Source organism: Saccharothrix coeruleofusca (assembly GCF_014648515.1).
GTDB lineage: Bacteria > Actinomycetota > Actinomycetes > Mycobacteriales > Pseudonocardiaceae > Actinosynnema > Actinosynnema coeruleofuscum.
Map to the genome: position 1 here is coordinate 52,524 of NZ_BMRG01000005.1, position 12,813 is coordinate 65,336.

Here is a 12,813-nt window from a genome sequence, read left to right on the forward strand (position 1 = left end):
CACCCCGCACGTTCTAAAATCGAACATGTGGTGGTGGATGCGGCAACCCTCGGACGACGCATAGCCGAGGCCAGGACCCGCGTGGGGTTGACGCAGGAGCAACTGGCCAACGCGGTCTCCCTCGGCAGGCCCGCGCTGAACAAGGTCGAGAACGGGGTGCAGCGCCTCTCGGCGCTCCAGCTCGCCCGCATCGCCGACGAACTCGGCCTGCGCGTCGAGTGGTTCCTGGAGGAAGCGCCCGCCGCCATCGTGTCGCACCGCAACGTCCAGGACCCCGGCGCCGCCAGCCCGGTCATCGACGTGGTGGTCGAGCGCATCGCGCGGGAAGTCGAGTTCGTGCTCGAGGAGGACCGCCAGTTCGACCTCCGCTCGGTGGAGCCGGTGAGCCGCCCCGATTCCACCGCCGAGGTGGAGGCGATGGCGCGACGAGCTCGCACCCTGCTGGGACTGGACGAGCGCGAACCGGTCAGGGAGATCGCCGACCTGGTCGCCGAGCAGGGTCTGCTGGTGTTCGCGCTGCCCCTGGGGGCCGAATCCGCCGACGCCGCTTCGGTGCTGCTGGAGCGCGGCGGGATCGCGCTGGTCAACGGCGACCTGCAGGTGGGACGCCGCCGCTTGGCGGTCGCGCACGAGTTCGCGCACTACCTGCTGGCCGACGAGTACACCGTCGACTGGCGCCTCGCCGAGACCCTGGACGCCAACAGCTGGGAAGCCAGGCTCGACCGGTTCGCCCGCGCCCTGCTGCTGCCCGAAGCCGGGATGACCGCACTGTGGCGCGACGCGGCGGACCACGACGGCCTGCGCACCGCCGCGGTCCGGACGGCCAGCGAGTACCGCGTGGACATGTCCACGCTGGCGCGGCGGTTGCTGGACTTGGGGCTCGTGGACCACGGCGCCGCCCACCAGATCAGGGGCGTGCGCACGACGCGGGCCGACATCGTCGAGCTGAACCTCGTGGTCACCGACGAACTCAGCCCGCCGAGCCTGCCCCGAGCCTACGAACGGGCGGTGCTGCGCCTGTACCGCGAGGAGACCGTGTCCCCGGCACGTGCGGTCGACCTGCTGCTGGACACCTGGGACGAGGCGTCACTGCCCCCGCTGCCCCGGTTGCCCGAGGACGCCATCTGGTCGTTCGTGGGGTAGCCGATGAAAGCACTGGTGTTCGACACCGGACCGCTGAGCCACTTCGCCAAGCAGCAGTGGCTCGGCGTGCTGCGCGCGGTGGTCGGCGAGCGCGTCGCCAAGGTGCCCGACGCCGTCGTGGAGGAACTCCGCAACGGAGTCGGCGTCCACCCGCACCTCCGGTTCGTCCTCGACGCCCCGTGGCTGGAGGTCCACGAGTTGGCCGACGAGGCGGAGATCGACGCCTACCGCAAGTTCTCGAAGTACCTCGTGGTGCGGAACCGCAACCGGGGTGAAGCGGCGGTCCTCGCGCTGGCCCGCACGGCTGGGGCGGTGGCTGTCGTGGACGACTCGGCGGCGCGCAAGGCGGCCGACCGCTTCGGCGTCGAGCACGTGGGCACCCTCGGACTGCTGTGCGAGGGGATTCGGGGCGGGCTGCTCACCGTGCCCTTGGTGGCGCAACTCGCCGACCACCTCATGGAGGGCGACTACCGGTTGCCCTTCCGGCCCGGCGGCTTCGAGAAGTGGGCCTCCGACCACGGCCTGCTCACCCCCTGACCCCACAAGCCGAAGCCGCGTCGGCAAGTACTACCCGGCGGGATCGCGAGGGCCGGTAAGTACCACCCGAGGTGCGTGAACGCTCGGTTCGCGGTGCCGGAACGCGCGACTCGCGGGCGTCAGAGGGTGCTGGCGTAGTCGGTGAGGAAGGCGACGGCTTCGGCCACGTCGTCGGTGACCAGGACCCACCGCTCGGCCTCGCGCCCGCGCGCCAGTTGCTGCACCAGCGGCGCGGCGGGGATCTCGTTGACCCAGAACTCCTTGCCCAGGAACACCATCGGCGCGGCGGGGCCCACCGAGCCGTAGTGGTTCTGGGTGTAGTCCTGGAAGACCTCCTGCACGGTCCCGGCGCTGCCCGGCGTGTAGATGATGCCGCCGGTGGCCACGGTCAGCAGGCCCTCCTCGCGCACGGAGTTGGCGAAGTACTTGGCGTGCAGCTCGCACGCCGGGGTGGGCGGCTCGTGGCCGTAGAACCAGGTCGGGATGCCGATGGTGCGCGGCCGGTCGAACTCGGGCAGCGGCGGGCAGGCGGCGATCCAGCGGCCGATGGACTCGGCGTCGTGGCCGAACCCCGGCACGCGCGCCAGGTCGCGCAGCACGGACTCGTCCACGCCCGCCCGCACGCCCAGCGGCACGGCCTCCATCGCGCCCGGTCCGCCGCCGGTCAGCACGGTGAACCCGGCTTCGCCCAGCGCCGCGCCCAGCGCCACCGCGCGCCGGTAGCCGGGGGTGTCCCGGCCCAGGGCGTGCCCGCCCATCACCGCCACCGGCGACCCGGTGAGCGCGTCGCCCAGCGCCTCGGTGATGGCGTGGTCGTGCAGCCGCTCGGCCAGCGCGTGCAGCGGGTCCGGGTGGTGGCCCTGCTGCTTGCTGTGCCGGTAGGCGCGGGCGTCCAGGGTGTCGCCGTAGGACTCCGGCCGGGCCGGGTCGAAGCCGTCGAACAGCTCGGCCGGGGTGTACAGCCGCGACCGGTACACCTCGTAGGGCAGGTCGGGGATGGCGGGGAAGACCAGCGCGCCTGCCGCTTCCGCGCGCCGCCGGGTCAGCGGGCTGAGCGCGCAGCCGAGGAACAGCGCGCCGTCCAGCGGCACGCGCAGGTCGACACCGTTGAGGTCCAGTCCGACGAGCACCGCGCCGCGCAGGTCGCCCGCTTCGCGGGCCTGGTCGACGTCGAGGATCTGGGTGCGCACCGGCGCAGCCTACGTTGGCCGGAACCGGGTGGCGCAGGTGTCGGCGGAACCGGTGAGGAACCCCTCGCGGAACGCCTCCACCCTGGCGAAACCGGACGGGATGGTCTGCCCGCGCACGTCGCCCGCGATGAGGCTGTTCCGGCTGAGCAGCTCGACCACGGCCTCGTCCAGGTCACCCGGCGACAGCTCCAGCGCCGCGCCCTTGCCGCGCACGATCGTCGAGGCCCACAGGCCGGTCAGGCACGCGGTGCGCTGGCCCGCCACCAGACCTTCGACGGGCAGCCCGGCGGCGTCCTGCACGGCCAGCGCGTACCGGGACGCCACCGCGCCGAACGCGGCGAAGTCGCCGATCCGGCTCACCCCGACCAGGGCCCTGAGGTCCACGCCCACCGCGCCCTGGCAGTACGCGGCGGGCGAGGTGCCCCGGCAGGAGGCGTCGAAGCGCACCGGCACGTCCGGGAACGCGGCGGCCAGGCTGTCGCGCAGGTCGGCCAGCGCCTGCTGGTCGTCGACCTTGATGTTGCCCCGGCCGAAGCCCTGGTCCTCGTCGGCCTCGCCGAACGCCTGCTGCGTGCTGCGCCGCTGGATCTCCGCGAAGTCGATCTCCGCGCACCGCTTCGGCTCCTCGGCGAAGCCGAACTGGAACGCGGTCACCCGGTCGAACGCGGTGCCGTGCGCGCCGGCGGAGTCGAAGCTGGTGCCCGCCGAGTCCCGGATGGCGAACAGGGTGGCCAGGATCTGGTTCAGCCCCGGCCCGGTGGACAGCTGGAACCGCTGGGACTTCCCCTCGGCGACCCAGCGGAAGTAGTTGCCGGTGTAGCAGTCGGCCTGCTGCTCCTTGACGATGGTCGGGGTCTGCCCGTCCACGCCCAGCCGGAACTGCACCGCGTGGCCGATCTCGTGCGCCAGCACGGCGACCACGGAGATGTCGTCCAGCGACGGCAGCAGCTCGCCGCGGTCCCAGGCCACCAGGTCCTGCTCGCCGGAGCAGTAGAAGGCGTTGACCAGGCCCGCCGTGTCGGTGCCGCACAGCCGCTGGTTCGGGCCGCGCGAGTCGTAGGACACCAGCCTGCCGACCGGGGCGAAGTCCTCGTCGAAGACCTCGGGGAAGCGCTTGCCCCAGTACTGCTCGACGTCGGCGACGGCGGCGGTGGCGAGCTGGTCGATCCGGCCGCCGTCGGAGTTCTGGGCCTGCCGGTCCGGTGCGGGCGCGCCGGGCTTGAGGCCGCTGTCGCCGGTGGTGATGGCCAGGCCCGCCACCTTGGTGGGGTCCAGCCGGGGGGAGTCGACGGCCGTGCCGGGCACGCTCTGCGGAGCGCACCCGGCCAGCGCGGCGGCGGCGACCGCCGCCACAACCGCGGTCTTCACGTCAGCCCGCGAAGCGGACGGACTTCGGACCGTTGGGGAAGCCCAGGGCGGTCAGGTCGCGGGCGTCGTCGTCGACGACCACCGAGGTACCCTTGCAGCCGGGCTCGGCCCACAGCTTCACCGGGCCGGACGGGACGGCGGACAGGAACGTGCCGCGGATGTCCTTGCAGCCGGGGCCGGTGATGCCGGTGGCGAAGTTGTTGCCGCTGAAGTCGTCGAAGTCCTTGCCGGTGAACAGGGTCACCTGGTCGCCGAGCTCGGCGTCGTCGGCGGGCGGCGCGCTGCTCGGGGCCGTGGCCGGGGTGCTGGGCTTGGCCGCGTCACCGGCCTTCTGGCCGTCCGGGCGCACGCCGAACCACGTGCCGCCCACGCCCTGGCCGTTGGTGTCGCCGGGCTTGGCGTCCTTGTTGAACCGGTAGACCGGCCACCCCTTGACGGTGAGCTGGAGCTGGCCGTCGTCACGGGTGACCGCGCCGATGTCGGCCTTCTTGATGCCGCTGAAGAACACCTTGCCGCCCTTGGCGATGGTCACCGGCGGCCAGGTCTTGGCGCAGTCGCCGTTGCAGGTGGACTTCGAGGGGTTGGCCGTGTCCTTGTCGAAGCGGTACAGCGTGAATCCCGCGCCATTCACCACGACGGGATTCAGCTCGCCCGCTTGGGAGGCCCGCAGCTGCACCCACTTGTTCTTCACTTCCCGGGGTGCGGAATCCGGCGCGAGATCGCCCGCCTGCTCGTCGGCCTTGTTCGACCTGGCTGTGCCCGACAGCAGCGACACGTCCCCTGAGCTGCCGGTTTCCTGCTGCTGCGTGGGCGATGACGACGGCGACGGCTGGGCCGAGCCAGTGGTGCCGCAGGCGGACAACGCGAGCGCACCGGCGGCCAGGAGAGCAGCGAGGGGCGCGACATGCTTGCGCAGCATGGGATTTACTCCGTGGGGTTGTTTGCCGATCGTGAGGACACCAGGAGCACGAGCGCGGTCCCGGATCGGTTCGAACTTTTTTCCAGCGGAGTGAAATCGCAGGTCAGAAGATGACGGTCTGGTTTCCGTGCACCAGCACCCGGTCCTCCAGGTGCCAGCGCAACCCGCGCGCCAGCACGACCTTCTCGATGTCGCGGCCCTTGCGCACCATGTCGGCCACCGAGTCGGCGTGGTCGACCCGGATCACGTCCTGCTCCACGATCGGCCCGGCGTCCAGGTCGGCGGTGACGTAGTGGCAGGTCGCGCCGACCAGCTTCACGCCCCGGCGGCGGGCCTGGTGGTAGGGCCGCGCGCCGACGAACGAGGGCAGGAAGCTGTGGTGGATGTTCAGCGCCCGGCCCGCCCACTCCTGGCACAGCTCCGGCGGCAGGATCTGCATGAACTTGGCCAGCACCACGGCGTGCGGCTGGTGCTCGGCGACCAGTTCGCGCACCCGCGCGAACGCGGCCTGCTTGGCCGCCGGGTCGTCGGCCGGGAACGGCACGTGGTGGAACGGGATGCCGTGCGCCCTGGTGATGCCCGCCAGGTCGGCGTGGTTGCCGACCACGGCGGACACGTCCACGTCCAGCTCCCGCGACGTCACCCGGCCGAGCAGGTCGTACAGGCAGTGCGCCTCCTTGGACACCAGGATGACCACGCGCCTGCGCTCGCCGGTGTCGGTGACCCGCCAGTTGGCCTGGCCGCCCAGCTCCTCGACCACCTCGGCGAACCGCGCGCGCAGCTCGTCGGCGTCGAACGGCAGCGAGTCCGCGCGCACCTCCTGGCGGGTGAAGAACCAGTTGGTGTCCGGGTCGGTGTGGTAGGCCGCTTCGACGATCCAGCCGCCGTGCTCGGCCAGGAAGGACGAGATCCTGGCCACGATGCCGGTGCGGTCGGGGCAGCCGAAGGTGATCACGTAGCGGCGTTCAGGCTGGGGCACCCAGGCAGTATCCCCCGGTGCCCGCTACGCGCGCGGCAGGGACTCGAACAGCGACCGGTCGCCGGTGACGACGGCCCCGCTGGGCCTGCCCCACACCGCCCGGTAGACCGCGTCGGCGGTGCCCGCGACCGTGACGTCCTCGGCGGTGCCGGAGTCCACCACCGGGCCGACGCGCGGGGCCTCGCCCGGCGCCAGCTCCACCTGCCAGGTGCGCTGGGCATCAGCGGCGTGGAACAGCAGGCGACCCCCGCGCTCGACGGGCTTGCGCTCGGCGGCGCGCACGAGCATCCGCGTCAGGTACTCGTCCACCCCGTCGGCGGCGAAGGCGGTGTCGAACAGCAGCGTGGGCACCTCGGGGCCGTGCAGCGCGTGCTCGGCGTCCAGCCGGTGGATGGCCGTCTCGTGGGCCTGCCTGCGCGCCCAGAACCCCGCGTTCTTCGGGCCGGTGAAGGTCCAGGAGGGCTTGAGCGGGCTCTCGGTGGCGAGGGTGTCCTCCAGCTCCTGGAACGTGAACCGCCACCACTTGAGCAGCTCGTCCCAGTCGCGGGGGCGTTCCTCGGGCTTGGGCCGCTCCGCGTCCGGGGCGGTCCGCACGGCCTTGAGCGCCCAGGCGTGCGTGCCCGCGAGGTGGTGGCACAGGTCGAGCACCGTCCACTCCGGGCAGGTGGGCACCCGCGCCTCGGGGCCCGCCGAGCGCGCGGCGGTGAGCAGGGCGTCGTACTGGGTCCGGAGCTGTCGCACGAAGTCCGCGTGTTCCACGGAAAGCAGCCTAGGGACTCAGCGCTGCGCGCGGAGGAAATCCGTCCAGGCGGAGCGGGGGAAGTCCAGGGTGGGGGTGGGGTTCTTGGAGTCGCGGACGCCGACGCGGGTGGTGGTGACCGCGCATTCGACGCAAGCGCCCTGGTTCTGGCTGCGGCTGGATTTGCGCCAGGTCGTTCCTGTTGACGTCATGGTGTCCTCCGCTACTTCAGTTGGGCGATCAGCTTCCTGATGAACTCGGCCGAGCGGTGTTCGTCCAGTGCCTTGGTCTGAAGTTCTTTCGCGATCATCATATAGGTGGACGCCAGTTCCGGGGCCTCCACGTCGTAGCGAGCGCCGACCACGGGCGGGTGTTCCAAGTAGACGCCGGGGTTGTAGTCGGCGAACTCCAGCACGATGAAGTTGTTGGCGGCCATGCCCGAGTGCGCGCCGACCTCGGTCAGGATCACCTGCACGCCTACGTTGGGCAGCTCGCCCATGATCAGCAGGTGTTCCAGTTGCGCGCGTCGCACCGCGGGGCTGCCGATCGGGCGGCGCAGGGCGGTCTCCTCGACCACTGCGGTCAGGGCCAGCGGCTCGTCCTCGTGCAGTCGCCGCTGCCTGGCCAGCCGCAGGTCGACGACCTTCTGGCGGTCCCTCATGCGCACGGTGTTGCTGGCTTCGGTCACGGCCTCGGCGTACTCGGGGGTCTGCAGCAGGCCGGGGATGACCTGCTGCTCGTAGTTGAACTCGCGAATGGCCTCGCCCTCGGACCCGAGGAAGAACGCGAACCAGTCCTCCACGACCTCGGCGTACGGCTCCCACCAGCTCGGCAGCGCGGAGTCCTTCGCCATGCCGACCAGGCGCTCGACTTCCTCCGGTGGCGCGCCGTAGAACAGCAGGAGGTCGCGCACGTCGCGGAAGTGGAGCCGGTAGAAGCCGATCTCCATCTGGCTGATCTTCCCGCGTGAGCAGCCCAGCTCCTCGGCCGCCTCGTGGGCCGAGCGCTTGGCCAGGTAGCGGTGCCTCTTCAATTCCGTGCCGATTCTCTTGCGCAGGGCGATGGGGTCCGGCTTGGTCGCCAAGGTGTCGCCTCCAGATCGGGGATGCGGCGAGTCTGCCGTTCCTAGCCGACGGATGACATCACCCGATCGTTTAATTCCTTGGGATAGCAGCTAGCCGATACGTTGCCGTCCATGGATGAGAACACGCGGTATTGGACCCTGGACGGCGCGGAGCGCGCGGTGATCGGTGAACTGGCCGCACCAAGGCTGTTCGCGGTGTGCGAGTTGGAGCGCGACGACATGGGCGAATTGCTCAGCGGCACGGTGCAGGCGTGGGGAATGGAATTCCCCGACCGCGTCCTGTGGGCGAGTCCGAGCGGGACCGAACAGGGCGTTTCCGGGTCGGTCGACGCGGCGGTGCGCCGCTGGTCGGCCACCGCTGAAGTGGGTCTCGTCTGGCCGTGACCGCAGGACATGCGTAAGGCCAGGGTCCCGGTCTGCCCCAGGTGCACCTGGCCTTGCGACTCGCTCGGCACCCGCGGTGCCGAACTTCGACACCAGGGTAGGGGATGGTCAGGGGGCCACGGAGTCCCACGGGACGGTGACCTCGCCCAGGCGCCAGCGCTTGCGGTCGTCCAGGACGGGCCAGCGGGCCGACAGCAGGCGCACGGCCTCCACCCACCGGGCTCGCGGGCCGAAGGGGGCGAACGGGGCGGCGGTGGCCCAGCAGGCGTCCAACTCGGACAGCAGCGCGTGCACCCGCTCGCCCGGCACGTTGCGGTGGATCAGCGCCTTGGGCAGCCGCTCGGCCAGGTCGCCGGGGGTGTCCAGGTCGGCGGGCAGGCACGACAGGGTGAAGGTCCGCGGCCCCTCGGCGGTCAGCGACACCCACGAGCACCGGCGGCCGATCTCGTCGCAGGTGCCCTCGACCAGCACCCCGCCGGGCGCGAGCCTGCCGAGCATGGTCGTCCACGCCTCCAGGGCCTGCTCCTCGGTGTACTGCCGCAGCACGTTGAACGCCCGCAGCAGCACCGGCCTGGCCCCGGCCAGCTCGAACCCGCCGCGCCGGAACTCCAGCCACGGCGGGTCGGCCACGGCCTTGCCCGCCTCGACGCGCTCGGCGTCCAGCTCCAGCCCGAGCACCCGGACCTCCGGGCACACCGCGCGCAGCCGCGCGGCCATCTCCACCGTGGTCACCGGCGACGACCCGTAGCCCAGGTCGACCACGAGGGGGGAGCCGCGCAGCAGGTCGCGGTGCGCGGAGACCACCCACCGGTCCACTCGGCGCAGCCGGTTGGGGTTGGTGGTGCCCCGTGTGGGCAGGCCGAGCGCGCGGGCCCGGCCCGCCGCTAGGCGTGGCGCGCGAGCCATGCGGAGGTGAACTCGTTCTCGCGGTCGAGCAGCTTCACCACCTGCTCGGCGATCATCGCCTCGATCTTCCCGCCGACCAGCGGGATGCTCACCTTGATCTGGCCGGTCAGCGTCAGCGCGCAGCCCTCGCCCCGGTCGGCGACGGTCAGGGTGCCGTCGAGCCTGCCGGGCACGCCGTCGATGGTCACCTCCGCGGTGCCGGTGCGGCCCGCCTCGGTCCACGCCTCGGCCCGGTGGATGACCAGGTCGCCGCCGAGCACGCCGCGCGCCATCGACGGCAGCTGCTCGGCGGACAGGCCCTGCCGCAGCTGGTAGGACGTGGTCCCGCCCGCCGAGGTGTACGCCTCCAGGGCGGCGTCCTTGCCGCCCAGGACCTCCAGGCGCTCGCGCAGGTAGTCCTCGTCGACCAGCGCGGCGAAGACGTCCCGCGCGGGCCAACTCGACGTGGTCAGGTGCTCGATGCGGCGTGCCATGTCGCGGAGGCTACCGTTGACGCCCGTGACCACCCCGCTGTCCAGTGCCCAGGTGCGCGCCCGCGTGCCGCTCGCCGAGCGCACCACGCTACGGCTCGGTGGCCCGGCGGCGCGGTTCCTGCGCGCCACCTCGGCCGCCGAGCTGGTCGACGCCGTCCGCGAGGTGGACGCCGCCGGTGAACCCCTGCTGCTGCTGGGCGGCGGGTCCAACCTGGTCGTGTCCGACGCGGGCTTCCCCGGCACCGTCGTGCAGGTCGGCACGCTGGGCCGGAGCGCGGAGCCGCTGGGCGACGGCCTGGTGCAGCTGACCGTCGAGGCGGGCGAGGACTGGGACTCGGTGGTGGCCGAGGCGGTGGCGCAGGGCCTCGGCGGCCTGGAGTGCCTGTCCGGCATCCCCGGCCTGGTCGGCGCGACGCCGGTGCAGAACGTCGGTGCGTACGGCGTGGAGATCTCGCAGGTGCTGACCTCTGTGGACCTGCTGGACCGGCGCACCGGCCGGGTCCGCCAGATGCCCGCCGAGGAGCTGGGCCTGGCCTACCGGACCAGCGTGCTCAAGGGCACCGACCGGGCGGTGGTGCTGCGCGCCCGGTTCGCGCTGACCTCCGGCGGCCAGTCCGCGCCGATCCGCTACGCCGAACTGGCCCGCGTGCTGGGCGTGGCGCAGGGCGCGCGGGTGCCCGCCGACGCCGCCCGCGAGGCCGTGCTGGAGCTGCGCCGGGGCAAGGGCATGGTGCTGGACGCGGCCGACCACGACACCTGGAGCGCGGGCTCGTTCTTCACCAATCCGATGCTGGACGAGTCGACGCTGGCGGGCGTGCTGATCCGCATCGCCGAGCGGCTGGGCAGGCACGTGGACGTGCCGACCTACCCGGCCGGGCCGGGGTACCGCAAGCTGTCGGCGGCGTGGCTGATCGAGCGGGCGGGCTTCGGCCGCGGCCACCGGGGGCCGGGCGGGCGGGTGTCGCTGTCCACCAAGCACACCCTGGCGCTGACCAACCGGGGCGGGGCGTCCACGGAGGACCTGCTGGACCTGGCCCGCGAGGTGCGCGACGGCGTGCGCGGGGCGTTCGGCGTCGAGCTGCACCCGGAACCGGTGCTGGTGGGCTGCGAGCTGTAGCGAACCTACCGCCGGGTCGTTACCCGCAATCCGAACGGCCGTTCGGGTGACTCGGTGTGACGAATCCTCACTCCACGCGTTTCATGGAGTTGAGGGATTCCCGCGGAGGTCGTCATGGCCCATCCCGACCACGAGAGAGCATCGATCAGACCGGTCAAGCAGCTGGTCGAGGACGACTTCCTGAGCAGGCCGGGAGTCGTCGGAGTCGACATCGGGGAGAAGGTCGCGGGCGGTGAGCCCACCGGCAGGCTCGCCATCGTCGTCTACGTGACCGAGAAGCGCGGCGCGGGCCGGTTCGGCGTGCCGCCGGACGTGCTGGGCGTGCCCACCGACGTGGTGGAGGACGTCTTCGTGCCGCACCACACGCTGGCCTCGCCGGGGGGCGTGCCCGGCGCGGAGCGGCACGACCCGGTGGTGGGCGGCATCGGCGTCGGGCCCAGCCGGGCCATCCGGTTCGTGCCGCCGGACGTGCCCACCGCCGACGACTACCTGGTCGCGGGCACCCTGGGCGCGCTGGTCCGGCCGCGCGGCAACTGCCAGGTCATGGCGCTGACCGCGTTCCACGTGGCCTGTGTGGACGACGCGTGGGCGGTCGGCGACCCGATGGTGCACCCGTCCAGGGTGGACGGCGGGCACCCGGTGCGCGACCGGGTGGGCTCGCTGGCCCGCGCGGCGCTGTCCAGCCGGGTGGACGCCGCCGCGCTGCTGCTGCACACCCGGCACGTGCGGCCGGAGGTGGTCGACCTGGGCCCGGTGACCGGGCACGCCGAGGCGCGGGTGGGCGCCAGGGTGCGCAAGCGCGGGCGCACCACCGGGCTCACCGAGGGCGTGGTGGCCTCCACGGACGCGGCGATCACGCTCGACTTCGGCGTGGGCATCGGCGTGCGCACGCTGCACGACCAGATCCGGGTGGAGACCGCGCGCTTCGGCGACCACGGCGACTCCGGCGCGGTGCTGCTCGACGACGCCAACCGCGTGGTCGGCCTCTACTGCGCGGGTTCGGCCTCGCGGGTGTTCGCCAATCCCATCGGGCCGGTGCTCGACCAGCTCGACGTGGACGTGCTCACCCCCGGTGCACCCGACTCGCGGACGCTTGGGCGCGGGGCTTGAGCACGATCTGGTCCAGGTTGACGTGGGAGGGGCGGGTCACCGCGAAGGCGATCACGTCCGCGACGTCGTCGGCGGTCAGCGGCGTCACGCCCCGGTAGACCGCGGCGGCGCGCTCGGCGTCGCCGTCGAACCGGTTGACCGAGAAGTCGGTCTCCACCATGCCGGGCAGCACCTCGGTGATCCGCACCGGCTGCCCCAGCAGCTCGCCGCGCAGGGTGCGGTGCAGCGCGGACTGCGCGTGCTTGGCGGAGGTGTAGCCGGAGCCGTTGTCGTAGGCCTCGAACGCGGCGATCGAGGTGACCGTGACCACGTGCCCGTCACCGGAGGCGATCAGCGCGGGCAGCAGGGCCTTGGTGACCCGCAGCGTGCCCAGCACGTTGGTCTCCCACATCCACCGCCACTGCTCCTCGTCGGCCTCCAGCACGGGGTCCAGGCCGCGCGCGCCGCCCGCGTTGTTGACCAGCACGCGGGCGCCGTCGATCGCGGCGACGAATTCCGTCACGGACCGCGCGTCGGTGACGTCCAACTCGATCGCGGTTGCGTCGATCTCGGCGGCGATAGCCTTGATTCGGTCCAGGCGTCGTGCGCCGAGCACGACGTGGAAACCCTCGGCGGCGAGCCTGCGGGCGGTGGCTTCACCGATTCCCGCGCTGGCCCCGGTGACGACTGCGGTGGGACGGTTCACGCCGCGATCCTAGGCGTGTGACAGGGCTCACCCGCACCGGTCGTCGTTCAGCACGTCTCTTGGTCGGGAGGTCGACAACGTGCGCAGGAAATTGGTGGTTCTGCTGCTCGGCGGTGCGCTGCTGGCGGGGTGCTCGGCGAACGGCGAAGCGGGCAGCCCCGCGCCGGTCGGCGGGGACG

The 12,813-nt window shown here is 72.4% G+C and carries 15 protein-coding genes; 5 read left to right on the top strand and 10 right to left on the bottom strand.

All coding sequences use genetic code 11. The features are described 5' to 3' along the window. The first annotated feature begins 33 nt into the window (after window positions 1-33). Together IEZ00_RS15625 and IEZ00_RS15630 are read left to right on the top strand one after the other, a co-directional pair. Window positions 34-1,143 carry a helix-turn-helix domain-containing protein gene (locus IEZ00_RS15625; protein WP_268248731.1) on the top strand — a complete coding sequence of 370 codons (1,110 nt, stop codon included), beginning with the start codon at window positions 34-36 and terminating at the stop codon, window positions 1,141-1,143. A gap of 3 nt (window positions 1,144-1,146) precedes the next feature. Continuing rightward, window positions 1,147-1,680 (top strand): PIN domain-containing protein, encoded by a 534-nt coding sequence (locus IEZ00_RS15630; RefSeq protein WP_189223992.1) that lies wholly within the window; start codon window positions 1,147-1,149, stop codon window positions 1,678-1,680. A gap of 119 nt (window positions 1,681-1,799) precedes the next feature. Here IEZ00_RS15630 and IEZ00_RS15635 read toward each other — a convergent pair whose 3' ends face one another. From IEZ00_RS15635 to IEZ00_RS15665, 7 genes are all read right to left on the bottom strand, one after another. Next, complete coding sequence (locus IEZ00_RS15635) at window positions 1,800-2,870, bottom strand: LOG family protein (RefSeq protein ID WP_189223993.1); 1,071 nt, start codon at window positions 2,868-2,870, stop codon at window positions 1,800-1,802. A 9-nt stretch (window positions 2,871-2,879) separates the two neighbouring features. Then, window positions 2,880-4,238, bottom strand: coding sequence for a neutral zinc metallopeptidase (locus IEZ00_RS15640; protein ID WP_189223994.1), 1,359 nt, complete (start codon window positions 4,236-4,238; stop codon window positions 2,880-2,882). 1 nt (window position 4,239) lies between these two features. Then, window positions 4,240-5,157, bottom strand: coding sequence for a hypothetical protein (locus IEZ00_RS15645; protein WP_189223995.1), 918 nt, complete (start codon window positions 5,155-5,157; stop codon window positions 4,240-4,242). A 103-nt stretch (window positions 5,158-5,260) separates the two neighbouring features. Next, window positions 5,261-6,136: a formyltetrahydrofolate deformylase gene (gene purU / locus IEZ00_RS15650; RefSeq protein WP_189223996.1), complete on the bottom strand. Its 876-nt coding sequence runs from the start codon at window positions 6,134-6,136 to the stop codon at window positions 5,261-5,263. 24 nt (window positions 6,137-6,160) lie between these two features. Further along, window positions 6,161-6,895: a maleylpyruvate isomerase family mycothiol-dependent enzyme gene (locus tag IEZ00_RS15655; protein ID WP_189223997.1), complete on the bottom strand. Its 735-nt coding sequence runs from the start codon at window positions 6,893-6,895 to the stop codon at window positions 6,161-6,163. An 18-nt stretch (window positions 6,896-6,913) separates the two neighbouring features. Beyond that, entirely contained in the window at window positions 6,914-7,087 is a 174-nt protein-coding gene (locus IEZ00_RS15660) for a DUF397 domain-containing protein (RefSeq protein ID WP_189223998.1), read from the bottom strand. An 11-nt stretch (window positions 7,088-7,098) separates the two neighbouring features. Continuing rightward, window positions 7,099-7,959 carry a helix-turn-helix domain-containing protein gene (locus IEZ00_RS15665; RefSeq protein ID WP_189223999.1) on the bottom strand — a complete coding sequence of 287 codons (861 nt, stop codon included), beginning with the start codon at window positions 7,957-7,959 and terminating at the stop codon, window positions 7,099-7,101. 111 nt (window positions 7,960-8,070) lie between these two features. Here IEZ00_RS15665 and IEZ00_RS15670 point away from each other — a divergent pair, with 111 nt between their 5' ends. After that, on the top strand, window positions 8,071-8,343 hold the full coding sequence (locus IEZ00_RS15670) for a hypothetical protein (RefSeq protein WP_189224000.1): 273 nt from the start codon (window positions 8,071-8,073) through the stop codon (window positions 8,341-8,343). Window positions 8,344-8,451: 108 nt separating this feature from the next. Here the strand turns inward: IEZ00_RS15670 and IEZ00_RS15675 are convergent, their stop codons facing one another. Together IEZ00_RS15675 and IEZ00_RS15680 are read right to left on the bottom strand one after the other, a co-directional pair. After that, the gene (locus tag IEZ00_RS15675; protein ID WP_189224001.1) at window positions 8,452-9,249 is read right to left on the bottom strand and encodes a class I SAM-dependent methyltransferase; all 798 of its coding nucleotides are present in this window, start codon (window positions 9,247-9,249) and stop codon (window positions 8,452-8,454) included. Further along, entirely contained in the window at window positions 9,228-9,722 is a 495-nt protein-coding gene (locus IEZ00_RS15680; RefSeq protein ID WP_189224002.1) for a DUF2505 domain-containing protein, read from the bottom strand. Before IEZ00_RS15680 ends, IEZ00_RS15675 begins: the two co-directional genes overlap by 22 nt. Here IEZ00_RS15680 and IEZ00_RS15685 point away from each other — a divergent pair. Together IEZ00_RS15685 and IEZ00_RS15690 are read left to right on the top strand one after the other, a co-directional pair. Then, complete coding sequence (locus IEZ00_RS15685; protein WP_189224003.1) at window positions 9,709-10,839, top strand: UDP-N-acetylmuramate dehydrogenase; 1,131 nt, start codon at window positions 9,709-9,711, stop codon at window positions 10,837-10,839. The genes IEZ00_RS15680 and IEZ00_RS15685 overlap by 14 nt on opposite strands. 114 nt (window positions 10,840-10,953) lie before the next feature. Beyond that, entirely contained in the window at window positions 10,954-11,949 is a 996-nt protein-coding gene (locus IEZ00_RS15690) for a chymotrypsin family serine protease (protein ID WP_189224004.1), read from the top strand. On the opposite strand, the gene IEZ00_RS15695 is transcribed toward IEZ00_RS15690, so the two are convergent. Beyond that, on the bottom strand, window positions 11,903-12,634 hold the full coding sequence (locus IEZ00_RS15695) for an SDR family NAD(P)-dependent oxidoreductase (protein ID WP_189224005.1): 732 nt from the start codon (window positions 12,632-12,634) through the stop codon (window positions 11,903-11,905). The genes IEZ00_RS15690 and IEZ00_RS15695 overlap by 47 nt on opposite strands. Window positions 12,635-12,813: the final 179 nt, after the last annotated feature.